This is a genomic window from Kitasatospora sp. GP30 (assembly GCF_029892145.1).
Taxonomy (GTDB): Bacteria; Actinomycetota; Actinomycetes; order Streptomycetales; family Streptomycetaceae; genus Kitasatospora; species Kitasatospora acidiphila.
Map to the genome: position 1 here is coordinate 30,584 of NZ_JARZAH010000006.1, position 25,586 is coordinate 56,169.

Sequence of the window (25,586 nt, forward strand, 5' to 3'; positions counted from 1 at the left end):
TTGCTGAGTTACAGTCAGTGATATGAATCCAGCGATGGGGCAGGACTTCGTCGACGCTCTTGTGGCCTACACGGAGGCGTGCAACGGCTCGACAAGGTGTGAGGCGGCCGGGTACGTCCTCGGCCTGCCGTGCCGACTCTCCGGATCGAGGTGAACTGCCCTATGACCACCGCACGGGATCTGATGATCACCGCCGTGGACGTGGCGCCCAGCCACCCCGTGGAACAAGGCGACCTGTCACTGGCGCTCGCCGGGGCCGAGGTGATCGATCTCCTCGATGCCCGGGCACTGAGCCTGGACGACGATCGCATCGTGCCCGGCTACCGCCCTACCACGGCCGATCCCCTGCTGGACCAGGCCGCAGCGGCGCTGGTCCGCGAGACGCCGTACGAGTCGGTCGAGGACTGGCTGTGGCGCCGCGGCCGCGGCCTGTCCGCAGCCTATCTGGCGACCCTCGAATCGGAAGGGCTACTCAATCGGCAGCCCCGCCGCGGCATCCCCCTCCTGGCCGGTCGGATCGTGCTGGCCGATTCCGCGGAGCGGCGCGCCGCGGCCGCCCGTCGGGCCTCCGACGAACCCGTCCTGACCGCCCTCGCGGCGGCCCTCGGGCTCCGTGGTGGGGACCGCACGCAGGCGGTGGACCCCCCGAGTGTGGACGACGAGGGCGTGGACACCGTGCTTGCCTCCGTCCACGACGCACTGATGCACCTGGAGGCCATGCGTCAAAGGCGCGCGATCGAGCAGGCCGCCTTCGACAACGTCTGGCGAGGTTACTGAGGTGATCCGCGGAAGGCTGTGGACAGGCCCTACCGGGCGCCGGGACTGGTGGGCCCGCGTGTTAGAGGTGTCGCGTGTTCACTGCTGGACGACGCGCCGAACTACGCAGCGTTTCCGTCGAACGGTGCCGCCGGGCTGTCACTCCGGGGCTCCGAGGGCGGCTTGTGTGTGGACGATCACGTAATTACGTGACGCTGATCATGAAGATCGTGGGGAATTGCACGACCGCTGACACCTTGTCGAAGTGTGAGGCCTCAGAAGCGATTCCCAAAGCGGACGTAGCTTCAGTTTTCGCTGTTCAGGCCTGTAGTCGCCGCCGGGTAGGCGGGCTGGAACGGCTGTGTTCACGCTTGCTCTGCGCGGGGTGGCGGATGCCGGTGGTGGTGAGACTGTTGGAGGAACGCGAACGGGCCGCGCTGGCCCGGGCGGAGGAGTTGCGCGCCGAGCTGGGACACTCAGTTGACTCGACATCACCGAGCTGTGCAGGAGGCCCTACCTTTATGCACAGACTGTCGATCGATCACCCGAACGAGGCCGATCAGCACAAATAACCGAACTGCAGGCGTGTTAAACGGATTGAGAATCGCTTCTGAGATTTTATGACGGATGCCGTGATGCTGGAGCGGATCGCCGCGCGACGTGCTGACCTGGGTCTCCTGGAGGAGCAGGTGGTGAAGCAGCTCGCCGAGGTGCGGGTCGAGCGGGGACGAGCTGGTGGTGGCCGAACGCGTGGTGCAGCGGATCAGCGAGCAGGGCTGCGGATCAGCGAGCAGGGCTTCGGGGAGTACCTGTCCCTCGCGCCGGCGCCCTAGGAGGCGCAGGTGGGGTCCGTGACTTCCTGAACAACCTCGACTCGGATCCCGCTGCGGCCAGGTGGGTGTGCTGGCGCTTCTGGAACGCGGCGAACTCGTGGTCTCGATCGTCCTTCTCATCCTGTCCTACCGTCTACGCGGCACGAGTCCGGCCTCGAAGGCGGTGATCGCCAGGTGGACGCGGTCCCGAGCTTCGAGCTTGGCGAACAGACGCGCGACATGCGTCTTCGCCGTCGCCGCGCTGATCACCAACCGCTCGGCTATCTCAGCGTTCGACAATCCCTGTCCGACCAGTGCCAGCACCTCGCGCTCCCGGTCGGTGATCCCCGCGATGAGACGTGAGTCCGCGGCGGGCTCGGCGTCCGGCTCGGGGGCCGCGGGGCCGGACGTTCCGGCGAAGTCCGCGATCAGCCGTCGGGTCACGCTCGGCGCGATCAACGCGTCGCCGGCCGCCACCACGCGGATCGCGTCCAGGATCGCGTCCAGGGCCATGCTCTTGAGCAGGAATCCGCTGGCCCCGGCGCGCAGTGCGCCGTAGACGTACTCGTCGTCGTCGAAGGTCGTCAGCACCAGCACCTTGGGCGGGTCCGGCTCGGCGGTCGCCTGCCGGGTCGCCTCGATCCCGTCCATGCCCGGCATCCGGATGTCCATCACCACGACGTCCGGCCGCAGCTCACGCACCAGGCGCACCGCCTCGCGGCCGTCGCCGGCCTCGCCGACCACCTCCAGGTCGTCGGTGTCGCCGATCAGGATCGCGAGCCCGACCAGCATCAGCGGCTGGTCATCGACCAGCAGTACCCGCACGCTCATGCCGGGAGCCTCGCCGCCACCCGGAAACCGCCCTCCGGACGCCGGCCCGCGCTGAACTGACCGGACAGCAACGTCACCCGCTCGCGCATGCCGAGCAGGCCGAAGCCGCTCCCGCCGACCGCAGCCGGGGGCCTCGGACGGCCGGGCCCGCCGGGACCGTCGTCCCCGTCATCCACCACCTCGATCGTCACTCCGGTCGGCTCGTAACCGACCGCGACCCGGCACGTCCGCGCACCGGAATGCCGCACCACGTTCGTCACCGACTCCTGGATGATCCGGAACGCCGACAGTTCGATCTCCGGCGGCAGCGGACGCCGCTCGCCCTGCCAGGTCACGTGGACCCGGACCCCGGCGCCGGCCGTGCGTGCGGCGAGCTGCGGGACGTCGGCCAGGCTGCCGGCCGGCGCCAGCGGAGCGGCTCCTGGCATGGCGTCGTCGGGCTCGGCGCGGCGTAGCGCTCCGAGCATGCGCTGCAGCCCGAGCAGCGTCTCCCGGCTGGTGGTCTCGATGCCGGTCAGCGCCTGCCGCGTCTGCTCGGGCTTGGTCTGAACGACCCGCGCCGCCGCTCCCGACAGCACCGTGATGATCCCGATGCTGTGCGCGACGCTGTCGTGCAGTTCGCGGGCGATCCGCAGCCGCTCCGCCATGACGGCGCGGGCCGCGGTCTGCTCGTGCAGGGCTTCGAGGTATTCGCGGCGTTTGCGGTACACCCCGCCGAAGACCCATGCGACCGCGAACACGAACGCGAACTGCCCGGCCCCCCGGGCCGCGTCGCCGACGGGTTCCCCGTGGGGGACGAGGGTGCGCTCGACGAACGCGATCGCGACGGCCGCGACGGAGCCGACGGCGGCAGCCGTCGGCCGCCGGGCAGCGAGGTACCCGGTCAAGAGCGGGAGCAAGAGGGGCAAGATCACGGGCCGCGCGCCGAAGAGGTCGCCGAGGGCTACTTCTTCGACCAGGACCGCCGCGAAGACCGTCGCGGGCAGCCGACGAACCAGCAGGATCGGAAGGGCGAGCCCGACGCAGAGACCGATCATCTGGTCGGGCCTGACCTCGGGGAACCGGCGCTGGATCTGACTGACCGGCATCGTCAACAAGAGCAACAGCGCGTAGAGGCAGGCGGCAGCCAGCACCACGGCCCGCGACGTCAGCCAGGCCACGGGTGCCGATGTCGAGAAACGCCGGAGCAGCTCTTCCATACGGAGATCGTATGGATCGACGTCACCTCAGCGCGTCACCCCGGGGGTGTACGCGGGGTACGCCGCCGGGCCGATGGCCTGGGGGAGGGGTGACATCCGCCGGCCGACGCGATGGATCATGGTCCGTTCCTAGGTTGATGGCCATGACGAATGAACCGATGATCGCTCTCCAGGACGCGACGAAGAAATATGATGACGGCCCGCCCGCGCTGGCCGGGGTGAACCTGTCTGTGGCGGCTGGTGAGTGCGTGGCGATCCTCGGCCATTCCGGCAGTGGCAAGTCGACGCTGCTGAACCTGGTCGCGGGTCTGGACAAGCCTTCCAGCGGCACCGTGACCGTCAACGGAACCCGGGTCGATCAGCTCGGCGAGGCCGGTTCGGCGAAGTACCGGCGGGCTTCCATCGGCATGATCTTCCAGTTCTTCAACCTGCTCGATGACCTGACGGTGCTGGACAACGTGATGGTTCCGGCGCAGTTGGCCGGGATGGGCAAGGGCGAGGTGAAGCGGCGGGCGACCGAGTTGCTCACCTCGCTGGGTATCGACCGGCACGCCAAGGCCTACCCGCAGCGGCTGTCCGGCGGTCAGCGGCAGCGGGTGGCGGTGGCCAGGGCCCTGATGAACCGGCCGGCGTTGCTGCTGGCCGACGAGCCGACCGGCGCGCTGGACTCGCGCTCGGCCGAGGACGTGCGTCAACTGTTGCTGGATCTGAACGCCGAGGGTCAGACCATCCTGCTGGTGACCCACGACATCCAGCTGGCCGCGGACACCGCGCGACGCACGATCGAGCTGGTGGACGGTGCCGTGGCCCGGGACGTGGTCAACACGGTCAGCGGCGCCGCCTCCAACAGCTCGGCGGGAGCGGTCCGATGACGCGGCCCCCAGCGCTGCCGTCCCAGTGCCTGTACGAGGTTTCCTTCCGGGCCGTGGCCCGTCTGCTGCCGGTGGCGGGCCGATGAGCGCCCTGGGCAAGGTCGTGCGCTCCGGCGTCGGCCGGCGTCGTGTGCAGTCCTTCGTGATGGCCCTGACGACGTTCGCGGCCGTCACCTCCTCGGTGCTCTCGCTCGGTCTGCTGGTCGTCGTGCAGGCTCCGTTCGAGCACGCCTTCAAGGCCCGCAACGGCGCGCACCTGTCCGTCCAGTTCGACGGCTCGAAGGCCACTGCCGCGCAGGCCGCCGCCACCGCGCACACCGCCGGCGTCACCGAGGCGTCCGGGCCGTACCCGGTGACCGCCGCCCTGACCACGAGCTTCGGCACGGACTGCACCGCGAACTTCGCCCCGGGCATGCCGATGGCCGGTCACACCAACGAGCCGGTCGTCGCCGCCACCCGACCCGACCTGGCCGGCACCTCCGGCCTGGACCAGCTGGCCCTGATCCAGGGCAGGTGGCCGACCACCGCGAACGAGATCGTCCTGTCCTCATGGGACCGTATCTGCCCAGACGGTTCCGTGGTGTTCGACTCGCTGCCGGGCAAGCCCTCGTTCAAGGTCGTCGGCCTGGCGAACTCGCTGACCAACACCGCGACCGGCTTCCTCACCGCCGACGGCTTCGCGCGGTTGACCGCCGCCGGCGCCAAGACCGACGAGCAGATGCTCTACCGGTTCGCCAAGTCCGGGACCGACGCCGACCTCACCACGGACAAGCAGGCGATCGCCGCCGCCGCGCCGGCCGGCTCGGTCGAGAGCGGACAGTCCTACCTGGCCGTGGAGAAGCAGGCCGTCGGCAACGCGAAGTCCTACGTGCCGTTCCTCGTCGTCTTCGGCATCCTCGGCCTGTTCCTGTCGGTGCTGATCATCGCGATCGTGGTCAGCGGCGCGGTGGTCTCGGGAATCCGGCGCATCGGGATCCTGAAGTCGCTCGGCTTCACCCCCTGGCAGGTGGCCCGCGCCTACGCCGCACAAGCCCTGATCCCGGCGACGATCGGCGTGGCGGGCGGCACGCTGTTCGGCAACCTGCTGGCCGTTCCGGTCCTGAACGATGCCAGCAAGGATCTCGGTGCCGCCAGCACCAGCCTGCCTGTGTGGGTCAGCCTCGTCGTGCCGATCGGCACCTTGGTCATCGTCGGTATCACCGCGCTCATCCCGGCACTTCGGGCCGGCCGACTGCCGGCGGTGCAGACCCTGGTCGTCGGCCGCGCCCCGAAGGCCAAGCGCGGCCAAAGCGCGCAGCGCCTGGCAAGCAGGCTGCCGCTGCCCCGGCCGATGTCGTTGGGACTGGCCCAACCGTTCGCCAAACCGGCCCGGGCCGCGCTGGTCGGCGCCGCGGTGCTGTTCGGCGCGGTCAGCGTCACCTTCGCGACGGGGCTGGAGACCGCGTTCACCAAGTACACGGACACGGGTACCTCCGGTTTCAACGCCGCGTCGATGATCGTGGTGCCCGCCGGCACGCCCACCGGTTTCCACTCCCCCGGCGGCGGTCCTGCCAACCCCCACCTGGACTCCACCAAGGTGGCCGCCGCGCTCGCCTCGATCCCGGGCACGAAGGCCGCGTTCGGCTGGGGCAACAGCGGCGCGACCGTGATCGGCGCGCCGACCGGGGACTACACGATGGTGGACACCACCACCGGCGACCTGTCCTGGACCAACCTGGAGCTGGTCAACGGCCGCTGGTACCAGAACCCCGGCGAAGCCGTGATCAACGACCACCTGGCCTCGGCGGCCGGCAGGCACGTCGGCGACACCGTCACCGTGGTGCAGGACAACAAGCGACTGCCGCTGCGGATCGTCGGCATCGACTTCGATGCCAGCGGCAACGGGGTCGTGATGACCGATTCGGCCACGTTCACCGCCGCCGGTCTGACGCCGTACATCACCCAGTTCAACGTCAAGCTGGCCGGCAACGTCAGCGGCGCGGACTGGTCCGCCTCGGCCACCCCCGCGCTGACCCCGCTGCACGCCGCGGCCACCCCGAACATCACGTACGAGAACCTCACGGTGCTCACCATGAGCGCCCTGGTGGCCACCCTCACACTGATGATGATCGCGGTCGCCGCGCTCGGCGTGCTGAACACCGTGGTGCAGGACACCCGGGAACGGATCCACGACCTGGGGATCTTCAAGGCCCTCGGGATGACGCCCAAGCAGACCATCGCGATGGTGCTGACCTCGGTGAGCCTCACCGGCCTGGTCGCCGGGCTGATCGGGGTCCCGATCGGGATGGCGGTGGAGAAGGCGACGCTGTCCCAGATGGTGAGCGCGCTCGGCAGGAACCTGCCGTCGAGCGTGACCCACGTCTACACCCCCGGGGCACTGCTGCCGCTGCTGGCCGGCGGGATCGCGATCGCCCTGCTCGGGGCACTGCTGCCGGCCGGCTGGGCGGCGCGCTCCCGGACCGCCACCGCGCTGCGGACCGAGTAGAACCGGTCGCTCGTAGCACTGAGAAGCGATTCCCAATCCGTTTAACACGCCCGGCGTGATGGTGCCCGACGAGCACCACACCCGGGCGTTCCACGACCGGGACGAGGGCCCGCTCGCGGGCTGACCGGGAGCACGGGCAGCGATTGGTCCGCCGGATCGCCACCGCCACAGCGACCTCCGGCGCCCTCTCCCCGTCCTCGCCGTGGCCGGGGTCCGGCAGGAGTTGCCGGCCGACCGGATCCGGCCGACCGGCTTCCGGGCCGGGGATCATTCGCAGGACCGACCCGGTAGCGCATCCTGGAAGGAGGGTCTGACCGCTACCGGGACCGATGCGCGGGCAAACGGCGAGTCTCCTTGATCACCACCTTGCAGGGCAGGACCGTGGCCTTCCTCGCGGCGCCCAAGGGCGTCGAGCAGATCGATGGCACCGTTCGCGGGGCTCGTCGGCTCAAACCCTCAGAAGGGTGCCGCGCTGCGTCCGACGATGTCCAGGCCGCCGGAACCGTTGGTGGCGACCTCGACGAAGGCGGCTTCGCCGCCCTCCGGCATCCGCAGGCGGCCCTCGCGGACCTTCTCCATCAGCTCGAAGTCCTCGTCCCGATCCGCCTGAACGTGCCCGCCCCAGCTCAATGGGCCGTCGGGCGAGCCGCGAGTGGCCAGATCTGCATGGACCACGATCTCGAAGCCCCGATCGATCAGGGTGGCCCATCCGCGATATCGGTTCTCGCTCACCCCGCCAGTCTCCACCGCCCGGCCCGCGTCTGCACACTGTGTCCGACTCCTCGACGGCAGGCAGGCTGGCGTGCGGAGGGCACGCCGAACCCCAGCTGCCCGGGGCAAGGGCAAACGACGACGCTGACCGCTGGACCGACGAGCCGCCAGTCCACAGCAACTCACTCCTCCAGGTGACGCCCCGCAGCCTTCCGTCGCTGCCTGCTCGCGGCCAAACTGCTGGAAGGACTAGGAACCGGGCACTACGCCGGCCGCTCCTTCGGAGAGACGAACCGGTGTCCGTCACCGCGCTCCACGAGCAGTCGGCCGCGGCGATGGCCGACCGGGTGGCCGAGATCGCCACGGCAAGATCCGCCGGGGCGAGGTCGTCGTCCTGTTCCTCGCGGCGGCCAACCGTGACCCCGGCGTCTTCGCGCACCCCGATGACGTCGATCCGCAACGACGCAGGGGCGTTCATGTGGCGTTCGGCCGAGGCGCTCACGCGTGTCTGGGTGCGAGCCTGGCCGCTTCGCAGCTGCGAGCCGTTCTCACGGCGATGTCCGGCTCAGGTCTCAGCCTCACTGCGGCCGCGGCGCCGGTGTTCGACCTGACCGCGACCCTGCGTGGACCGCACTCCCTACCCGTGTTCGTCCGCTGAGCTGACCGGCCGTTCCCCTGGATCTTCGAGCGAAGGACCTGCCACCGTGGAATCCGAGCGCAGCCGAGCCGGACACCTCGCCGCTCTCCTGGACAGCCATATCGTCACCCAACTCATCGCGTCCGCAGTCCGGTTCAAGATTCCGGACCAGCTGGCCGGCCGGACGCTGACGGAGGAGCAGCTCAGCGGAGCCACCGGTATCGGCGTACCCGTGCTGCGCCGCTACCTGCGGGCGCTGCAAGGGCTCGGACTGGTCGAGGAAGTCGGCGCCGCCCAGTACCGGGGCACCGCACTCGCGGACCTGCTCCGCAGCGACTCCGGTTCCTCCACGGACATTCATTGATGGCGGGGGACGACTACTACGGCGCCTGGGCCGAGTTGGACCACGCCCTGCGATCCGGTGAGTCGGCGTTCGAGCGCCGCTACCGGAGCTCGCTGTGGGACCGGCTGAACGAGCAGAGCCAGGTCGCAGAGTCCTTCACCCGCACCATGCAGTGGAACAGCGAACGCGCCCTCGGCGATGGTCCTCGGCCTGTACGACTTCTCGGCGGCCAGGACCATCGCCGATCTCGGCGCAGGACACGGCACGCTGACGGCCGGACTGCTCGACCGCCATCCGCAGCTGCGCGCCATCGTGCTCGAACAACCTTCCGGCAGCGGTGTTTGACGCCCGTACCAGGCCTTCGGCCAGGTACGGGCGTTCTGTCTTCAACTCCCTGCCTGCTCCCTGGTGCTGGTGATCCTCGGGGCGGCAGTCAGCCGATGAAAATCCTCTCCTCTCGGTCGGTGTTGGCGATCAGGGTCTGCGCTTCCGGGTCGTAGGTGAGCGTCAGGTTGCCGTGACGGAGGTACCCGATGCAGTCGGCAACGCTCGGCGTCTCAGCCATACCAGGTGAGACGGCGGCGACGGCGGTAGGCGTGAGCCGGATCGCGAGGGCAGGCAGGTGCGGCAGGATGCTGTCCTCGGGGACGTAGGCGTTGCGCGGCCGGTCGGGTCTCGGGGCGGCGCTGGTCTGGCCGTGCCGGCAGCGGTAGCCGGGGCGCTGGTTGGCCCAGCAGGACTCCACCGAGGTCCGCCGCCGGGTCACCGTGACGCACCGCGGCCGGGTCACCGTGACGCACCGCGGCCGGCGCGGCCGCAAGGGCAACCGTGAGTGGGACCTGCGCAACCGGCTCACCCGTTCCGCCGCCCGGATGCGCGGCGAGCACGTCGACGCTCTCCTCGACGAGCTGTCCAACCTGCCCAAGGCGATTGGCGAACCGATCACCGCGGCATGGAACGCCAAAGAAGACCTCTTGGACCTGCTTGCCACCGCCCGGACCGCCCGGACCGGGAACAGGTCCGCGATCTGCTGTACCGGTTCTACCCACGCTGCGCCGACGCCGGCCTTCCCGAACTGCAGTGCCTGGCCACAACCGTCGAGACGTGGCGGCCAGAGATCCCGGCCTTCCTGCACACCGGGCTCAGCAATGCCGGCCGGCTCCGAAGGCACCAACCGGGTCATCAAGACCGTCGCCCGCGGCGCCTATGGCTTCCGTAACCCCGTCAACCAGCGCCTACGCACCCGCTGCGCAACCACCCGGCAACCCGTGGGCACCTCGACGCCCGCTAATTTCGTTGAGCCCGCACCTGTGATCGTGTTGGCTAGCGGCGTCGAACTGTCGGTACCGCTCGTGTCCGCTTGGTTGTAGCAGGGAGTTAAACGTGCAGGACCTTGCCGTCGACCCCGGTGCCCATAATCGGGCAGCCTGGGACAAGTATGTCCAGGAGGGCAACGAGTGGTCGAGGCCGGTGAGTGCTGAGGATGTCGAGCGCGCCCGCATGGGCGACTGGTCGATTGTTCTCATCGGGCGTGAGCCAGTCGACCGTTCCTGGCTGCCGACGGACCTGACCGGCAAGGACGTGTTGTGCCTGGCCTCCGGCGGTGGCCAGCAGGGTCCGGTCCTCGCCGCCGCAGGGGCGCGGGTCACCGTGTTCGACAACTCGCCCCGCCAGCTCGGCCAGGACCAGATGGTGGCGGCGCGCGACGGACTTGACCTGCGCACCGTCCTGGGTGACATGCGCGACCTCAGTGCCTTGGGCGACGCAGCATTCGATGTTGTGTTCCACCCGGTCTCGAACCTATTTGTACCCGACTTGGCACCGGTGTGGCGTGAGTGCTTCCGCGTCCTGCGACCGGGCGGAACCCTGCTCGTGGGCTTCCTCAACCCTGATGCGTACTTGTTCGACCACGAGGCGCTCGACGAGCGCGGCGAGCTGGTCGTCGTGCACAAGCTGCCCTACAGCGATGTCACGCAGTACTCCGCCGAGGAACGCGCCACGAAGTTCGGCGCGGATGCCCCTCTTGAATATAGTCACACCCTCACCGACCAGATCGGCGGGCAACTCGCCGCGGGGTTCGTCCTCACCGGCTTCGCAGAAGCACCGGACCAATCCAACGCATCCGCCCAATACATGTCGAACTATTTTGCGACGCTGGCGGTCAAGCCAGGCTGACCCTGCCGCGGCGCCGGCCGCGACGGCCGTGAACAACCAAATGCCATTCGAAGATTGGCCACTGGTTTATTCGATATGGCCAATCTCCGACTGGCCAATCTCCGACTGGCCAAGTGGAGCGCTGTGCCAGCCGACCCCCACTAACTTCGCTGACCCCAAAGACCTTGACTGCCGCATGGTCGGCTACGCGGTCCCGGCACGTCATGGCTGGATACGCAGCGCCAGCGCGGGGCACTGGTTGACGGCACGGCGGGCGTCGTGTTCCTGCCAGGCGGCGACCGGGATGGTGGAGGAGGCGGGGTAGCCGTGCGGGCCGAGCCGGATCAGGTCGGGGGCGAGCACCGCGCACAGGCCGTGGCCGTCGCAGCGGGACCAGTCCACCTCCAGGCGCACGCCCTCCGCACGAGGCAGGGGCAGCGCCCCTCGGACCGCGCGACCGCAGCCTGGGCCGGACAGGTGCGCGTCGACGTCCTGGGCGAAGACGTCGAGCGCAGTGAGCACGAAGCGGGCCGTGCCGTCCGGGTGCGAGCAGGCTCCGCCGCCCTGGGCAGCGCCGAGGGCGCGCCGGGCGTCCTCCACGGCTGTCGGCGGGGCGCCGCCCGCGGCCAGCGCGGCGAGCGCCTCGGCGGCGTCCGGCAGCCCCCGTCTGCACGGCCCGCACTGGCCGGCCGACTCGGCCGCCAGCCAGGCCGCGACCCGGGCGATCTCACCGACCGGGCAGGTGTCGGACGGGAGCGGGACGATCGCGCCGGCGCCGAGTGTGGCACCGAGACCGGCCAGGCCGGCGCGGGAGAGCGGCGCGCCGACCGCGTCCAGGGGAGGCAGCCAGGCTCCGTGGTAGCCGCCCACCAGCACGCCCTCCCCCGGGGCCAGGCCGAAGGCGTCCAGCACTGGTCCCAGCGGGGTCCCGGCGGGCACCTCGGCCACCAGCGGGTCGGCGCCCGGCCGGTTGACGGTGAGCAGGATCGTGCCGGGCTCGGCAGCGGTGCCGACCTCGGCGTACCCGTCCGGTCCGAGCCGGGCGGCGATGGCCAGCTGCGCCCAGGTCTCGGCGTTGGACAGCAAGGTCGGGCGGCGGCGCACGCCGCCCGTTCCACCGTCGGCGGCGCGCGCCTTCAGCGGCGCCGGCAGCACCGGCAGGCCGTTCACGCCCCGGATCAGCGCCCCGGACTCCCCCGAGACGAAGCGCTCGGGCAGGCAAACGGTTCGGGTCGGACAGGGCAGGTCGCGCTCGTCGAGCGCGGCCGGGACCGAGATCTCGCCCGGGCCGCCCGCCCCGACGCCGATCACGATCTCCTCGGCCCCGAAGGCAGCCGCGGCGAGGCAGGCGCCGTCCAGCACCAGGTGTGGTACGCGGGCGAGCAGCATCTTGTCCTTGGCACTGGGCGGCTCGCCCTCGGTGCCGTTGACGACGATGACGGGCGGGGCGCCGGTGCGGTCGGCGGTGGCCAGGGTAGCCCGAGCCTTGCGGGCGAACGGGAACCCGGCGCCGCCGCGTCCGCGCAGGTCGACGGCGTCGGCCAGGGTCAGCAGGGCGTCTCGGTCCAGCGGGGCAAGCGGCGGGTGGACGCGGGTGTGCGCGGCGAGGTCGAGGCGCTGGTGGCGGTCGAGGCCCGCGGTCAGCCGGGCGGTGCCCAGCCAGCGCACCTGCGGCAGCGTGAGCGCGGCGCCGCTCACCAGTTCCTCCCGAGCTGAGCCAGGCGCAGTGGCCTGGGGTTCGGCGACGCGGCGTGCTTGGGTGGCCTGGACGGCTGGGCGGTCGGCCTGGAGCGCAGCGCCATCGCTGCGCCGGACCCGGCGGCCAGGGTGATCGGCTGGGCGTGGGCATCGCGCCGCGCGGATGGCGCCGACATGTGGGCGAGCGCGGCCGGCTGTTTGGTGGCGGGCCGGTAGGCCTTCGAGCCGCGCTGCCTCCGGGCGCGGGTGTGGTGGCGACCCAGGTGGGCGAGTGCACGCACGAGCAGCGCGAGCGCCACCACGGCCGCGCACAAGCCGTAGCCCCACAGCACCCAGGCATGTGCCTGGCGACCCGCCGTCAGCCCGTGCGCCAGCGCGATCGGCCAGCAGGCGTAGGCGGTCGAGTGCAGCACCCGCCACAGCCAGGGGCGACGGCTGCCGGCGAACCGGCCGCGCAGCACGCCGGTGGCGGCCACCAGGACGAGCAGGTCGGAGGCGACGGTGCCCAGGCTCACCGCGAGCGCCGTGCCACCGGTGAAGGGGACGACCGCGGTCTGCGGACCGGCGTGCCGTTCCGCGATCTTGACGGCGACATGGATGGCCAGGAAGCCGAGCGCCGCGACGGCGCTCGCACGGTGCACCGACTGGACGGCCACCCGCAGCCGGGCGGTGAGCACCAGGCGGTCGGTGGCGGCGAGCCCGCACACCACCACGGCGGTCAGCGACAGCAGGGTGAACACGCCGGCGAAGTAGTCCAGGAAGGCCATCATCCGGCCGCCCACTGTGGCTGGCGCGCTGCCGAGGGAGGCCGCGACATCTGGGGCGAAGCTGGACATGTGTGCACCTTTTCCGTGGGATCCGGCCGCGCGGCCGGCTGCGGCGCCCTTCGGGAGCGCAGCGGCCGACGCGGCACGAATGGCCCATTGTTAGCGGGCGTTCAGCCGGGGACAACGGCCCGCGCATACGACTCCCGACCGTAGGAGAGCTGTGCGGACACCCGGACTTCGCTGGAGCCGCCCGGTGAAGGCAGCTACGACCGTCCGTAGGACACGCTGGAAGCCGCGTAACTGGCCTCACATCCCACGGGCACGTCCTGCTACGAATCGGTATAAAACGGCTCCATTCCGTAATGAGCGTCGCCGGTCGAGGCCCCGCCAGCGACGCCGCCGCCGTCCCGCGCCGCCGTGCCGGGCGGCTACAAGGCCTCCAGGCGCTCGATCAGGGGGCGCATGAGCGGCTGCAGGACAGTGGTGGCGGGGGCGGGGCGGTCCGGGGCGCGGGCACCGACCGGCGCGCAGGTGGGCCAGCCCCGGGAGGGCTCCATCGCTCTGCAGTGGTCACGCTCAGCGCAGGCTGCTGGTGCTGCCGTCGAGACCAGCAGCACCAACACGCGCCAGTCAGAGCAGTTCCAGTACCCCCCCACCACCCCCGACCGCCGTGGGGTGACGGCCTGTGTCCCCCTCGATCACATAGCCCTCAGGTCGCCCTTTCAGAAAGGCCCGAGGTCGTGGCTCGGCGCCGGCGCGGTGAGGGGGAAGAAGCCGGGCCTACCGGTGCCGCTGCCGGCGAAGCGGTAAGCCCGGCAGGTCATGTCGACGTCGTGGCCGACCGGGTCACTTATGGGATCGCGGTAAGTGACGACGGGGGAATCCAAGACCACGAAGCCGGTATGGGGTGTGTCGTTGTCACGGCAGTAGCGAGCCAGGGCGGTCGTGATCGCGGAGTGGAGGACCGAGCGCACGCCCTTGCCGCGGCTGGAGCGCAACCGGTTCCCGGTCCGCTGATGGGCCGCACCATACTGAGCCAGAGCTGTTCCAGCGGTATCACCATCACCCCGAGCTGCTGTAGGCCCGTCAGGCTGGTCGACCGTCGGCTTGCTCTGCGCGCCGGGAAAGCGTCGTGAGACCGCCCCGCTTGGTCGGCCTCGTCCAGCCTCTGCCAACGAGGTGGCCACCCTCAGGAGTAGAGAACCTCGGCTTTCCTACCCCGGGAAGGCGACACGCTGGATACGCTCTGCGGTCATGAGCACGATGAGCAGGGCGCAGCTGGAGGCGATGGCTGAGGAGGCCACGGTCGACTGTTACGACGAGGACGAGGCGCTCTCTGGTTGGCACGCGATGTTCGAGGAGCACCTGGCCGTGCCCTTCGCGACGGCGGTGCTCGGGGTGGAGGTCGTCGTTGAAGAGGTCGATCTTCGTGGCAGTCAGATCGTGGCTGTCTGCTCCCACGGGGCGCATCGACAGGTGATTGGCATCCTTGACCTGCCGCTTCCGTCGCCCGCGCCCGAAGGTGCGGAGTGGATCGAGGCGTTCTGCCGGTGGGCCTCCTGACGGTGCCCGTCCGTATCAGTCCCGACAGTCCCGTGAGCGCGGTGGAGCAGGTCCGTTGAGTGAGTATCAGTACTACGAGTTCCTGGCCGTCGACCGCCCGCTCAGCGCGGCCCAACTCGCCGAAGTCCGCGCACTGTCCACCAGGGCACGGGTGACCTCGACCAGGTTCACCAACAGCTACCAGTGGGGCGACTTCCGCGGCAGCCCGGACAGGATGATGGAGCGGTACTACGACGCCCATCTCTACGTCGCCAACTGGGGTACCCACAGGGTGATGATCCGGCTGCCGAAACACCTGCTGGACCTGCGGACCGCGCGGCAGTACTGCTTCGAGGAGTCCGTGCGGGCCTGGTCCTCCGACCGGCACGTGCTGCTCGACCTGAGCAGCGAGAACGACGAGGGTGACTGGGACGAGGACGCCGAGGACTCACTCGCCGCGCTCATCGGCGTGCGCGCGGAACTGGCGACCGGAGATCTGCGCTCCCTGTACCTGGCCTGGCTGTCCGCACTCAGCGGCTGGGAACTTCGCGAGGACGATGAGGAGGAGTTCCAGAGCGAGGTCGAGCCGCCCGTCCCGGCGGGCCTGGCCACGCTGAGTGCACCGCAGCGCGCCCTGGCCGACTTCCTGCGGGTCAACCCCGACCTGCTGGCCGTCGCCGCCGACGCCAGCCCCGCGCAGGCAACGACGACAACCTCGGAGGGCGACCTGACCCGGTGGGTCGAGGCCCTGCCGGCGGCGGAGAAGAACGCCCTGCTGCTGCGCGTCGTCCGAGACGAGGACCCGCCTGTCCGGGCCGAGCTGCTGCGTCGCTTCCACAGCACCACGCGGCAGGCACCGGCCGACGCGATGAGGCGTACAGCAGCCCAGCTCCTTGACGCCGCGGCTGTCCGTCGCGCTGAACGGCAACGCCTCGCCGCCCAGCGCCAGGCGCAGGAACTGGCCCGCCAGGAGCAGCGGGCCGCGCTCGCCCGCGAGAAGCGCCTGACGAACCTGGTCGGCCAGCAGGAGCAGACCTGGCTGCGTGTCACCGCACTGATCGACACCAAGAAACCGCATGAGTACGACACCGCCGTCGAGCTGCTCAAGGACCTGCGCGCGGTCAGCCAACGCACAGGTAGTCCCGACGAGTTCAGCCAGCGCCTCGCGCTCCTGCGCCAGCAACACCAACGCAAGTCCAGCCTCATCGAGCGCTTCAATCACGCCGGACTCACTGCCTGAACCACTGCGGCAGCCCCCGGCGGGAGAGCGGCATCCACCACCCGCCCGCCGGGGGTTCCCGGGCGACAACGGAACGGGTCCGTTCGGGGGCGCCAGTGCTCGACGGAGTCGTAGGCGACCAGCACTCGGTGCTGAGCCTCCGCGGGACACGTCCAGGGAACTGCGCACCGCGATCTGGGACGCCTACCAAGAGGCCCACGCGTACCCGAGCGGCTGACCCAGTACGGCTGCAACTACTCGCCCGACGGCCGCGATGCACCACCCGGGGCGGCAACCCGGACACACCGCTACCAACGGCGCAGAACCTTCCAACGCTCCTCGAACACGGCCAAGCCATCGGGGCCGAGCAGGTGCCGGTACGGAGCCGGCGGGTTCAGGCAACAGTCAGCCTCGCAGGCGGCAGCCAGGGTGGCGAGGCGCTCGGCCAGCTCCAACGGGTCGTTCCGCAGCTGCTCGCACAAATCGAGGTGGAGCGCCGCAAGTTCAGAGCCGATCTCGACCGACTCGTTGTCGTACGTACGCCAGTCCTAGCTGAGGACCCGGGCGAGATGGTCCCAGCACTCGACGACGTACTCAACCGCATCGAGCAACTCGCCCGACGGCGGGCGCAGCACCTGGGCTCGAAGTTCCGCAAAGACGGCGCGCATGGCGGTGGTGAGGGCCTCGCGGTAGCGGGCGAGCTGCTGGTCGCAGGCGGCGACCGCGGCTCGTGCTTCGATCTCGGTCGCCTGGGACTGCGCGGGGGCCGGGTGGAGTCGGCGGATGGGCGGCACGGTGGCCGGGGGCGAAGACGAGGGCGAGCCAGCCCGACGTCGTCCAGGTCTTCCCCAACGACGACGCGCTCCTGCGGCTGGTCACCGCCGTGCTGTTCGAGATGCACGATGAGTGGATCGCCTTCCCGCGTCGCTACCTGCCCGAGGCCGGCATGGAACAGATCTACCCCACTCACGACGAACTTCCGTCTACCGCATGACCGTTGGCATGCGACCACTCCACCGGCCCATGGGACACGACCCGTCAAGGAGGGCGCAGGCATGGGGCCTGCGGCGCCAGGGCAGGGCGCGGGAGTGGCCGATGTCGAAGAACTCGGCGACGGTGCGGCCCTCGGCCGGGGCGATGAGGGTGGTGGCGGGGGTGAACTGCCAGTTCCTGGACGCCACGGGGTCCTGGAGGTCTTCGGTCGAGCAGCGTCCGGCGAACGCGAAGTGGCGCATCTGACTGGGTCCTTGTCGGATGGAAGGAGCAGGCCCGTGGCGATCCCGTGGCCGGCTGGTGCGGTCGACCACCGGACCGTGATCGGTCGTTCCGTCGTCACTCGGACGGGCGAGGTGCTCCAGCTCCGTCACCCGAACGACGTGCCGGGGCCTTGCTTCTGACGGTGCTCGATGAGGATCCGCAGAAGGAGGGCAGCAGCCTGGCGAAAGGACGTTGACAACCAGGTAAACGCCGGAGACAGCCTCTTCCTGACGCTCAGCCATCGCGCCGATCTTCAAGACCTCGCCGATCGTGGACTCTCGCGCCGCCTACAGCAGCGCCGACTGACAGGCGACCGGCGACGCTGTCTTGCGAAGATCGAACACCGGGAGACCGCATGGGCCACCGGATGAGGGAGATGTTCCGGCGAGCGCGGCCGGCGCCGGGGGTTCCCCGGCCGCCGGCCGCGCTCGCCGGGCCGTTCACCTCCCTGCGGCGTCGGTCAGAATGCGAAGACTCGCCCGGTCGCGCGCCACAGCGCGCACTCGTTGGTGAACGTCTGCTGGTACGCGATGGGTTGAGCGCCCCACAGGCCCGCGGCGGTCGCGGTGACCGGCAGGTAGAGCTCCGGACAGAAGGTGTGGGACGGCACCAGAGCGCTGAAGTCGCCTTGTGCGCCCAGCAGTTCCGCACAGGCGGCCGCGGCGTCGGGGTGGTCCCCGGTCGGCGCCGCGCCGCCGCAGTCGAGCGTGACCGTGCGGGCCGCTGCGGCGGTGTTCGGGGCGGTCGCCGCCACCGTCAGAAGCAGCAGGTCGGGCCCCGGGTCGGCGGCAGAAGCAGCGGCGCCGGGAGCGGTGGCGGTGGGCGTGGTGGCGACCGGGGCGTCGGCGGCGGCGAGCGGGGCGCTGCCGGCCACCAGCGCCGCGGCCGCGACGACGCCGAGCACTGCCTTGAGGACACTGCGAGTACGCATATCGAACTCCTTTGGTCGACTGTCCGGACGGACTCGGCAGTATCAGCACAGGGGCTTGTCATGGACACAATTGATGGGCGGACGGCAGCCACCCACCACGGCCGTCCCCGTGGCCGGATCCCGCCCTCGCAGTCGCCACGGTCACCCCCCGACTTCACTCCCATCCCACCCCGCACCGGCGCGCCGAATGCGGCAGCCCCACCACTTCGGCGAGTCGGCCACGCACGAACGGCTGAGATGGACACCATCCGTGGAGTCCTGATCCACAATCAGTGACGAATGGTCAACTTTCAACATCTCCAACGGCGAAGGCCGGCCACCGCGTGCGGCCGGGAGGCCTCGCGCGGTGGCCGGCCGGTCACTCGGCTGGCGCTGGTGGATCAGACCGGAATCGGCCGGAAAGCGAACGGGAAGCGGACGGGAGTTAGCCGCTGAAGGCTGCAGTCCCGTTCGGGGTGCCGAGCCCGGTCGGGCCGTCGTAGCCCGGGCCTGCGGTACACAGGTAGGAGCCGCAGTCACCGTTGGAGCCGGTGGTGACGTCGTTCAGCGCGGAGGTCTTGGCGTACAGGTCGGCGGCCGGCGTGGTGTTCGCGCCCGGATTGCCGGCCAGCGCGTAGACGCTCGCGATGATCGGCGAGGAGGCGCTGGTGCCGCCGTAGACCTGCCAGCCGGAGGCGCCGTAGGTGTCGTACACGGCCACGCCGGTGGCCGGGTCGGCGACGGCGGAGACGTCGGCCACCGTGCGGTTGCCGCAGCCGCTGTCCGTCTGCCAGCTCGGCTTGGCCTCGTAGGCGGAGCAGCCCGAACCGGTGCCCTCGGAGGCGCTGGTGCCCCAGACCGACTCGCTCCAGCCGCGGGTGCTGGAGTCCTTGGTCAGCGAGGTGCCGCCCACGGCGGTGACGTACGGCGAGGCCGCCGGGTACTCGACGCCGTAGGCGCTGTCGCCCGCCGAGGCGGTGATCGCAACGCCAGGGTGGTTGTAGTACGAGCTGTCGGCCGACACCTCGTCGGCCGACTCCGAGCCGCCGTAGCTGTTGGAGACGAACTTGGCGCCCAGCGCCACCGCCTTGTTCACCGCGGTGCCCAGGTCCTGAGTGCTGGCCGTGTTCGCCTCGACCAGCAGAATGTTGCAGTTCGGGCAGGTGGCGCTGACCATGTCCAGGTCGAGCGATATTTCGCCGGCCCAACCGGAGTCGGGAGAGGGGTAGTTGGTCCCGCCGTTCTCGTCCACCTTGCTGAAGCACCCATTGGCGGTGCTGCACGCACGCAGGCCGAACTGGCTGCGGTAGGCGGCCAGGTCGGCTTCGGCGTTGGGGTCGTCCTGGGCGTCGACGATCGCCACCGTCTCACCGGCGCCATTGGAGGCGGCTGCGGAGGCGAGGTTGTACGCGCTCTGGATGTCGGTGGGGCCGTAGCCGGACACCGTGGCGGCGGCCTGCGCGGCGGCGGTGTGGGTGGCGGCGGCCGGGTGCGCGAGCCGGGTGCTGACGGTGGTTCCGCCGGTGACGTGCAGGGCGTTGCAGGCCAGGTAGCCGGCGTGCTGTGGGATGGCGCAGGATCGGGTGAACGTCACGTTGTGGTGCGCGTTGCCGGCCGCCATCGTGGTGGCGGAGGCAGCCTGGGTGCCGAGGCCGAGGCCGGCGATCGCCAGACCGGTCGCGGCGGTGAGAGCCAGCGTGGTGCGCCGGCCGTTCGGGGTCATGTGGGTACGCAAAGACGTGCTCCTCTGTGCGGTGCACCAAGCAGCGCACCAAGTGGGGGGAGACCGTGCGGGCGTGGGGTGCCGGCCGGCCGACCGCGCCCGCCTCCGGCGCCGTGGGGGTGTCAGAGGCTGGTCAATTAGGCGGCTGCGCAAGAGAGTAGAAGCACGTGACCATGACAACAATGGCACTCCCAGGAAACGTACAGAATCCACGCAGGTGCGCCAGTGTCGGGCCCTGACCTGCACTCACGTCCGCAGGTTCCACACCTGACGTGGTGTCGCATGCCGGTTCGGTGCCACCGTCCGGGGCGGCGGCTTCCGCCTCCGGATACCCGACGAGCCGAAGACCGCCGCCACCATGCTCGCCCTTGACACGGCCTGGCCTACCGTCACCAATTCTCATGAGCGCCGCATGCATGACTCCCGGCTACGAGAGGGCGAACCGGAGCCGGGCGGGGCGCACTACTTCGTTCCCCGGGTCGCATCGTGCAGGGTGGGCGACCCGCGCGCGGGACGCGGCTCGCCGCCGGCACGGAAGCCAGGGCGACGTCCTGATGGACAGGGATCGCGTTCGCTTCCGCGAGCCCCTGAGGAGCCGTCATGTCCGGCAGGTTCGACCGTCGCGGTCTTGCTGATCCCATGTGGGCGGAGAGCCTGTGGAAGTTCAGCCGACCGGCAGCTGTCCTCGCCCGGCCCCGGCCGGAATGGCAGCGCCTGTCAGCCGGGTTGACGGCCGACGACGTGCTCCACCAGCTGGAGGTCGGGTACTACGACGCGGACCGCAACAACCTGGTGCAGGTCATCACCCACCGCCGGCGGCTCCGTCCTCATGTCGGCGTCCTTGACGGTGTGGCGACGGGCCATTGAACACAGTGTGGAGACGGCCAGTTCGGCGGAGCCTGCCACATTCGGCTACTACACATGTAGTGTGGCAGTCGAGGGAGGGTCCGATGCTGATCGACTTCATTCCCGACGGGAGTCTGTACCCTTTCGAGTCGCGCTGGTTCGACTCGTCCGTCGGTCGGGTGCATTACATCGACGAGGGGGCCGGGCCGCCGCTCCTGTTCTGTCATGGCGCTCCGACGTGGAGTTTCCTCTACCGGCACATCGTGAAGGCCCTACGTGACCGGTACCGGTGCATCGCCGTCGACCATCTGGGTTTCGGACTGTCCGAACGTCCCGCGGGTTTCGGCTACACGATCGCCGAGCACACCGCGATCCTCGGCGAGCTGATCGACCACCTGCGGCTCGACGGCTTCGTTCTGATGGGACATGACTGGGGCGGACCCATCGGTCTGGGTGCGGTCACCGCGCGCGCGGATCGGCTGCGAGGGATCGTGCTCGGCAACACCCTGTTCTGGCCGATCGAAGCGATGGCCAATCGGGCGTTCAGCATGATCATGAGCAGCCGTCCGATGCAGCGGCGGATACTCGAAGAGAATTTCCTGGTCGAGCGCGTCCTGCTCGCAGAGCTGGGGCGCAAGCTCACCGCGGCCGAGGCCGACCACTACCGTGCGGTGCAGCCCACCGCGGAAGCCCGGCGCGGACTCGCCATGATGCCCAGGGAAATTCGCGCCGCGCGGCCCCTACTGGACCAACTCGCCCGGGACGTACCCGTCCTGCTCGGCGACAAGCCGGTCCTGGTGGTGTGGGGTATGCGGGACATGGTGTTCCGTCCGAACGCCTGTATCCCGCGAATTCGTGAGTCCTTCGCCGATCTCGACGTAGTCGAGCTGCCAGGTGCACGGCACTTCATCCAGGAACACGCACCGGACGCGATCGCGGCGGCGATCGCGAAACGGTTTCCGTGAGTTGGGAACTCGCCCTCAGCGCCGCTGTACCGGGACGGCCCTGATCATCGCCGGCAACAGCGCTACCCTCGCCGAGCAGAACCGCGGCGCCTGGGACCGGGAGCTGATCGCCGAGGGGCACGCCCTGGTCCGCGCACGCCTGGCCTCCGGCGAGGCGCCGGGGCGCTACCAGATCCTCGCCGCGATCAACGCCGTCCACACCGACGCTCCTGGCGTCCGCGACACCGACTGGTCGCAGGTCGTCGCGCTCTACGACCAGTTGGCCCGGCTCGACCCCTCGCCGATCGTCCGCCTCAACCGGGGGATCGCGCTCGCCGAGCTCGACGGCCCGGACGTCGCGCTGGCGGACATCGATGGTCTGCCGCTGGCCGGCTACCACGCCTTCCATGCCACCCGCGCCGACCTGCTGCGCCGACTGGGCCGCAGCGAGGAGTCGCGGGCGGCGTACGACCGGGCGATCGCGCTGGCAGGCAACACCGCCGAGACGGCCTACCTGACCCGCCGACGCGACCAGCTGTAGGCGCATCAATCCCATTGCCCGTCCGCGCACCCGCCTGACACGATCACGCGCATGGTGATCCCGGGGGACCTGGTCGGTCGGCGACTGGACCGTGTGGCGTGCTCGTGGTTGCACGCGCGCGGGCCCTCCGACGCGCTGGAACTGCTGCACATGTGGCTGACGCTGGATGGGCTCCGGGTGCGGCCCGCCGACCAGCATGCCGGCGTGTACACCGTCAGGATCGAACACACGCGCGCGAACGACATCGAGACCATCGGGCTCCCGGAGAGCGTGTCGGCGCTGCGGGCGCTCGGCGAACGCCCGGTGCGATTGGAGGCCATCGACAGCCCCGACCGCTGCTGGCACTTCGCGCTCTTCCTGGCCGACGGCGGCTCGTTGGTGGGCTGTGCCGGCGTACGACGAAGTGGAGCAGCGGCATGAACCCCACGACCTGGTCCGGCGTCCGCGAGCGGGTCCTGGCACTGCGCGAGGCCCCGAACGCGGCTCAGGTGTTCGGCGCGCGCGGGCACCGCTTCGAGTTGCTGCCGCCGTTGAGCGAGGTCGAAGTGGCGGAAGCCGAGCAGGAGTTCGGTGTCGGCCTCCCTGCGGACTACCGCAGCTTCCTACTCGAGGTGGGCGCAGGCGGGGCCGGTCCGCACTACGGTCTGTATCCACTGCAGCGCGACGAACGCGGCTGGGCCTGGAACGAGGGCCGGGGGGTACGCAGTGACAACTCTCTGCTGCCCCAGCCGTTCCCCTCCCCTGCAGAACAAGCCCGCCTGCGCGCGGCGTACGACGCTCGCGAACCGGTCGAGAGCGCTTTCCCCGACGAGCCCGCGTTCCGCGTGGCGTTCCGTGCCTGGGACGACGAGTGGGAGGCGCTCAGCGCGACGTTGACCGCAGGCGCGGTCTGCCTGAGCCACGAAGGATGCGGCTACTTCGACTGGTTCGTGGTGACCGGCCCTGAGCGCGGCACGGTGTGGGTGGACCTCGGAGCAGCGGACGGCCCTCTCCAATCGCTTGCCCGTACCCCCCACGAGCGGCTTGGCTTCCGCGAGTGGTACCTGACCTGGCTGACCGCTGCCACCCGACAGGCCCACGGCCGGTGACCGAGCCCAACGGCGGGGTGCCCCCAGTCACCACTCGCCGTCGCTCGCCAGCATCACCTGCAGACGGGCCAGGCGCTCCGCTACGAACGCCGGGTGCATCCCCCAGCCGCAGCCCGGCCGGGGTCAGCGGTCTCGCCAGACGCTGTTCGAGCACGGCAGCGACCTCGTGCCCGCGACGCGCGTAATCGCGCCCGCAATGGTCGATGCGGCGCTCGTGGGAGGCGCGGCGGCCGTCGCCCCCGTCGGGAACGGATAGCCGTCCCTGGGGAGCGGGCCTGTCGGGGGTTGCGCGATGCAGCCGCAGCGTGTGCTGATAGAGCGTGAATTGACCCGCCGCGAGCAGCGGGCCTTGGTCTCGGGCGCCGATTCCGCAAGTGCCCGCGAAGGCCGGAACCGCAGCTCCCCCTCCAGCGCCTGGTGCTCAGCAGCCGATTCGGCGCCTCGTCCGGTCCGGAACCTGCCACCGGTTCCGGACCGGACAGGACCTCTGGGGCAGGGCCAACGACGCGCTCAGCGGCAGGGGCGTGAGGTGGTACTGAGGTCTAACCCGGCTGTCCGTCCACAGCGGAGCGCACCTGGCGACCTGGTGTCCGGAGCGGGTCAGACATCGTTGGAGGCATCTCGTCGGCCAGTAGCGGGGGTGCTGAGACCCGGGACAAGGCCCGCATGCGCAAGCTGCGCGGGCCGGATGTGCCGGCGAGTGCAGGGCGGACTTCTGCCGGGGAGGTGGGCTGCAGGCTCCAGCCGGCCGCGATAGTGGCGACCGCGAGTACGGCTTCGGCCGTTCCGAAGGTGTCGCCGATACATTAGCGGGGGCCTGTGCCGAACGGGATGTATGCGGAGTCAGACGGTGAGGGCATGTCGTCGTCCCGCCGCCCGGGATCGAAGCGGGCCGGGTACAGGTCAGGGCGGCGGTGGATCGGGTAGGGGCTGCAGATGACGGTGGTGCCAGCGGCAACGAACGCGGGAGACAAGCGCGGAGACGAGCGCCGAGCGATCCGACCGCAGCGATCCAGGCCTTGCGTTCAGCACCCGTACGCGGAGACGCAGTTCGAGTACGCCTTCGCCCAGGGGCAGCCCAGGGAGCCGCTGTTGGAGCCCGTGCAGCGCGGCGGCCGGGATCTCGCCTTCCAGCAGGCGGCCGGCGTCCCGTAGTTGTGGGGCGTGCGGGATGACGCCGAGCTTGGTCAGCAGCGCCAGCGGTTCACCTGGGCGGGCTTGTCGCTGTGGCTGTGTGTCAGCCCCCGGCGCGTGCCGCGTCGCGCAGCCTGCGCCAGGTGCGGCTGACGGACGCCACCCCGGTGCGCCTGGCGCCGGGTCCACCGGGCTCCCAGTTCCGGGCCGTCTCGGCGAATGTCTCCGCCCGCGTCGTCGCGGCCGGTCGCCGCGCCTGCGTGGCCCGGGTGGCGAGTCGCAGGTCCGCTGGCTCGATCGTGTCGAGCTCCGCCCGGACGTGGCTGAGCAACGTGGCGCAGGCGTCGGCGATCGCGGCCTCGCCCAGCGGGCGCGCCGGGAGGTCCAGCCCTTCGGACAACCGCTGCTCCAGGGCCGTCCGCAGGTCCTGCAGGGAGATGTCGCGGATCGTCAGCGACAGGTGGGCGGACAGTCCGGCGGCGCCCACCGCACGGTGCGCGAAGCCGCGCGGGATGTAGAGCACGCTGCCGGGCTCAAGGACGCTGTGCAGGAGCCGCGGGGAGTGCTCGTCGTCCGGGAGCTCTCCCGGCGACCAGTCCGCCACCGTCGGCGCGTCATGGACGTACCAGGTCTTGCGCCCGGCCACCTGGAGGACGAACACGTCGGCGTCGTCACGGTGCACCGCGAGGCCCTGACCGCCGGCGGGCGTGACGAAGAAGAACGCCTCCACGCGCCGGTCGAGCTCGTCGGACAACCGCGCCAGCAGATCGCCCGTCGGGCGGTGCCACTGGTCGACGCATCGCAGGAGCAGCGTCGCCCCGGCGCGCAGGAGTGCGACGACCTTCGCGCGGTCGGCGAAGCCGTGGTGCGTTGTGCCGTTGACCACGCGCGGCGTGGTGTAGGCATCGGGCGGGACGGTGACCTTGTTGGAGCGGACCATCTCCAGGTAGGGGGTGCGCAGCAGGCCTCCGTCGAAGGCGGCGTCCAACTCGTCGAGGTCGAACGGCGAGGCGAGTGTCTGCGGTGTGAAGACCGCGGGCTTGCGCTGCCACTGGCTGCCGGTGAAGCTCTTGACGTCGCCGACCCAGTCGGCCAGCGTGGGCGATTCCATGGTGTT

28 protein-coding genes and 1 pseudogene are annotated in these 25,586 nt (G+C 70.4%); 18 read left to right on the top strand and 11 right to left on the bottom strand.

The window, feature by feature from the left end; translation table 11 throughout:
- Nucleotides 1–162 precede the first annotated feature (162 nt).
- Nucleotides 163–777, top strand: coding sequence for a GPP34 family phosphoprotein (locus P3T35_RS11805; protein ID WP_101379242.1), 615 nt, complete (start codon nt 163–165; stop codon nt 775–777).
- 599 nt (nt 778–1,376) lie between these two features.
- Nucleotides 1,377–1,589 carry a hypothetical protein gene (locus tag P3T35_RS11810; protein ID WP_180356348.1) on the top strand — a complete coding sequence of 71 codons (213 nt, stop codon included), beginning with the start codon at nt 1,377–1,379 and terminating at the stop codon, nt 1,587–1,589.
- 126 nt (nt 1,590–1,715) lie between these two features.
- Here the strand turns inward: P3T35_RS11810 and P3T35_RS11815 are convergent, their stop codons facing one another.
- Together P3T35_RS11815 and P3T35_RS11820 are read right to left on the bottom strand one after the other, a co-directional pair.
- Nucleotides 1,716–2,399 (bottom strand): response regulator transcription factor, encoded by a 684-nt coding sequence (locus tag P3T35_RS11815; RefSeq protein ID WP_101379243.1) that lies wholly within the window; start codon nt 2,397–2,399, stop codon nt 1,716–1,718.
- Nucleotides 2,396–3,598 carry a histidine kinase gene (locus P3T35_RS11820; RefSeq protein ID WP_180356349.1) on the bottom strand — a complete coding sequence of 401 codons (1,203 nt, stop codon included), beginning with the start codon at nt 3,596–3,598 and terminating at the stop codon, nt 2,396–2,398. Before P3T35_RS11820 ends, P3T35_RS11815 begins: the two co-directional genes overlap by 4 nt.
- Before the next feature lie 143 nt (nt 3,599–3,741).
- Here P3T35_RS11820 and P3T35_RS11825 point away from each other — a divergent pair, with 143 nt between their 5' ends.
- Complete coding sequence (locus tag P3T35_RS11825) at nt 3,742–4,470, top strand: ABC transporter ATP-binding protein (RefSeq protein ID WP_101379244.1); 729 nt, start codon at nt 3,742–3,744, stop codon at nt 4,468–4,470.
- Between the two features lie 82 nt (nt 4,471–4,552).
- Entirely contained in the window at nt 4,553–6,955 is a 2,403-nt protein-coding gene (locus tag P3T35_RS11830) for an ABC transporter permease (protein WP_101379245.1), read from the top strand.
- A 456-nt stretch (nt 6,956–7,411) separates the two neighbouring features.
- On the opposite strand, the gene P3T35_RS11835 is transcribed toward P3T35_RS11830, so the two are convergent.
- A complete protein-coding gene (locus P3T35_RS11835) occupies nt 7,412–7,687 on the bottom strand; it encodes a DUF4873 domain-containing protein (RefSeq protein WP_101379246.1) in 276 nt (91 codons plus the stop codon).
- A 349-nt stretch (nt 7,688–8,036) separates the two neighbouring features.
- On the opposite strand from P3T35_RS11835, the gene P3T35_RS11840 reads away from it, so the two are divergent.
- The 3 genes from P3T35_RS11840 (at nt 8,037) to P3T35_RS11850 (ending at nt 8,991) form a co-directional block, all read left to right on the top strand.
- Entirely contained in the window at nt 8,037–8,324 is a 288-nt protein-coding gene (locus P3T35_RS11840) for a cytochrome P450 (protein WP_107503343.1), read from the top strand.
- Nucleotides 8,325–8,370: 46 nt separating this feature from the next.
- Complete coding sequence (locus P3T35_RS11845) at nt 8,371–8,667, top strand: methyltransferase dimerization domain-containing protein (RefSeq protein ID WP_101379247.1); 297 nt, start codon at nt 8,371–8,373, stop codon at nt 8,665–8,667.
- Between the two features lie 177 nt (nt 8,668–8,844).
- On the top strand, nt 8,845–8,991 hold the full coding sequence (locus P3T35_RS11850; RefSeq protein WP_180356350.1) for a hypothetical protein: 147 nt from the start codon (nt 8,845–8,847) through the stop codon (nt 8,989–8,991).
- Between the two features lie 88 nt (nt 8,992–9,079).
- On the opposite strand, the gene P3T35_RS11855 is transcribed toward P3T35_RS11850, so the two are convergent.
- The gene (locus P3T35_RS11855) at nt 9,080–9,391 is read right to left on the bottom strand and encodes a hypothetical protein (protein ID WP_143676744.1); all 312 of its coding nucleotides are present in this window, start codon (nt 9,389–9,391) and stop codon (nt 9,080–9,082) included.
- Here P3T35_RS11855 and P3T35_RS11860 point away from each other — a divergent pair.
- Both P3T35_RS11860 and P3T35_RS11865 read left to right on the top strand, forming a co-directional pair.
- Nucleotides 9,372–10,016 (top strand): transposase, encoded by a 645-nt coding sequence (locus P3T35_RS11860; protein ID WP_218976637.1) that lies wholly within the window; start codon nt 9,372–9,374, stop codon nt 10,014–10,016. The genes P3T35_RS11855 and P3T35_RS11860 overlap by 20 nt on opposite strands.
- A gap of 13 nt (nt 10,017–10,029) precedes the next feature.
- Nucleotides 10,030–10,821 carry a class I SAM-dependent methyltransferase gene (locus P3T35_RS11865; protein ID WP_101379249.1) on the top strand — a complete coding sequence of 264 codons (792 nt, stop codon included), beginning with the start codon at nt 10,030–10,032 and terminating at the stop codon, nt 10,819–10,821.
- A 201-nt stretch (nt 10,822–11,022) separates the two neighbouring features.
- Here P3T35_RS11865 and P3T35_RS11870 read toward each other — a convergent pair whose 3' ends face one another.
- Nucleotides 11,023–12,498 carry an NADH-quinone oxidoreductase subunit NuoF family protein gene (locus P3T35_RS11870; protein ID WP_143676745.1) on the bottom strand — a complete coding sequence of 492 codons (1,476 nt, stop codon included), beginning with the start codon at nt 12,496–12,498 and terminating at the stop codon, nt 11,023–11,025.
- Entirely contained in the window at nt 12,495–13,334 is an 840-nt protein-coding gene (locus tag P3T35_RS11875) for a hypothetical protein (RefSeq protein WP_143676746.1), read from the bottom strand. The genes P3T35_RS11870 and P3T35_RS11875 overlap by 4 nt, the downstream gene beginning before the upstream one ends.
- A gap of 1,185 nt (nt 13,335–14,519) precedes the next feature.
- Between P3T35_RS11875 and P3T35_RS11880 the strand changes: the two genes are divergently transcribed.
- Together P3T35_RS11880 and P3T35_RS11885 are read left to right on the top strand one after the other, a co-directional pair.
- Entirely contained in the window at nt 14,520–14,828 is a 309-nt protein-coding gene (locus P3T35_RS11880; RefSeq protein WP_101379251.1) for a calcium-binding protein, read from the top strand.
- 55 nt (nt 14,829–14,883) lie between these two features.
- Entirely contained in the window at nt 14,884–16,047 is a 1,164-nt protein-coding gene (locus P3T35_RS11885) for a hypothetical protein (RefSeq protein WP_101379252.1), read from the top strand.
- Between the two features lie 527 nt (nt 16,048–16,574).
- Here P3T35_RS11885 and P3T35_RS11890 read toward each other — a convergent pair.
- Nucleotides 16,575–16,820 carry a hypothetical protein gene (locus P3T35_RS11890; RefSeq protein WP_180356215.1) on the bottom strand — a complete coding sequence of 82 codons (246 nt, stop codon included), beginning with the start codon at nt 16,818–16,820 and terminating at the stop codon, nt 16,575–16,577.
- 29 nt (nt 16,821–16,849) lie between these two features.
- Here P3T35_RS11890 and P3T35_RS11895 point away from each other — a divergent pair.
- Nucleotides 16,850–17,020 (top strand): annotated as a pseudogene (locus P3T35_RS11895) (transposase); the annotation flags it as partial.
- Here the strand turns inward: P3T35_RS11895 and P3T35_RS11900 are convergent.
- The 3 genes from P3T35_RS11900 to P3T35_RS11910 form a co-directional block, all read right to left on the bottom strand.
- Nucleotides 17,010–17,261 carry a hypothetical protein gene (locus P3T35_RS11900; RefSeq protein ID WP_101379253.1) on the bottom strand — a complete coding sequence of 84 codons (252 nt, stop codon included), beginning with the start codon at nt 17,259–17,261 and terminating at the stop codon, nt 17,010–17,012. The pseudogene P3T35_RS11895 and the gene P3T35_RS11900 overlap by 11 nt on opposite strands.
- 482 nt (nt 17,262–17,743) lie before the next feature.
- A complete protein-coding gene (locus P3T35_RS11905; RefSeq protein WP_143676747.1) occupies nt 17,744–18,214 on the bottom strand; it encodes an SSI family serine proteinase inhibitor in 471 nt (156 codons plus the stop codon).
- Nucleotides 18,215–18,638: 424 nt separating this feature from the next.
- Complete coding sequence (locus tag P3T35_RS11910) at nt 18,639–19,814, bottom strand: S53 family peptidase (protein ID WP_280706000.1); 1,176 nt, start codon at nt 19,812–19,814, stop codon at nt 18,639–18,641.
- Nucleotides 19,815–20,516: 702 nt separating this feature from the next.
- On the opposite strand from P3T35_RS11910, the gene P3T35_RS11915 reads away from it, so the two are divergent.
- The 6 genes from P3T35_RS11915 to P3T35_RS11940 all read left to right on the top strand — a co-directional run bounded on the left by P3T35_RS11915 (nt 20,517) and on the right by P3T35_RS11940 (nt 24,490).
- Complete coding sequence (locus P3T35_RS11915) at nt 20,517–20,783, top strand: hypothetical protein (protein WP_101379256.1); 267 nt, start codon at nt 20,517–20,519, stop codon at nt 20,781–20,783.
- Nucleotides 20,784–20,866: 83 nt separating this feature from the next.
- Nucleotides 20,867–21,727: a haloalkane dehalogenase gene (locus P3T35_RS11920; RefSeq protein ID WP_101379257.1), complete on the top strand. Its 861-nt coding sequence runs from the start codon at nt 20,867–20,869 to the stop codon at nt 21,725–21,727.
- A 1-nt stretch (nt 21,728) separates the two neighbouring features.
- On the top strand, nt 21,729–22,247 hold the full coding sequence (locus tag P3T35_RS11925; protein ID WP_280705798.1) for a hypothetical protein: 519 nt from the start codon (nt 21,729–21,731) through the stop codon (nt 22,245–22,247).
- 51 nt (nt 22,248–22,298) lie between these two features.
- Nucleotides 22,299–22,667 (top strand): hypothetical protein, encoded by a 369-nt coding sequence (locus P3T35_RS11930; RefSeq protein WP_101379258.1) that lies wholly within the window; start codon nt 22,299–22,301, stop codon nt 22,665–22,667.
- Nucleotides 22,664–23,335 (top strand): SMI1/KNR4 family protein, encoded by a 672-nt coding sequence (locus tag P3T35_RS11935; protein WP_101379259.1) that lies wholly within the window; start codon nt 22,664–22,666, stop codon nt 23,333–23,335. The genes P3T35_RS11930 and P3T35_RS11935 overlap by 4 nt, the downstream gene beginning before the upstream one ends.
- A gap of 936 nt (nt 23,336–24,271) precedes the next feature.
- On the top strand, nt 24,272–24,490 hold the full coding sequence (locus tag P3T35_RS11940; RefSeq protein ID WP_180356216.1) for a hypothetical protein: 219 nt from the start codon (nt 24,272–24,274) through the stop codon (nt 24,488–24,490).
- An 82-nt stretch (nt 24,491–24,572) separates the two neighbouring features.
- Here P3T35_RS11940 and P3T35_RS11945 read toward each other — a convergent pair whose 3' ends face one another.
- On the bottom strand, nt 24,573–25,580 hold the full coding sequence (locus tag P3T35_RS11945) for a cupin domain-containing protein (protein ID WP_101379261.1): 1,008 nt from the start codon (nt 25,578–25,580) through the stop codon (nt 24,573–24,575).
- Nucleotides 25,581–25,586: the final 6 nt, after the last annotated feature.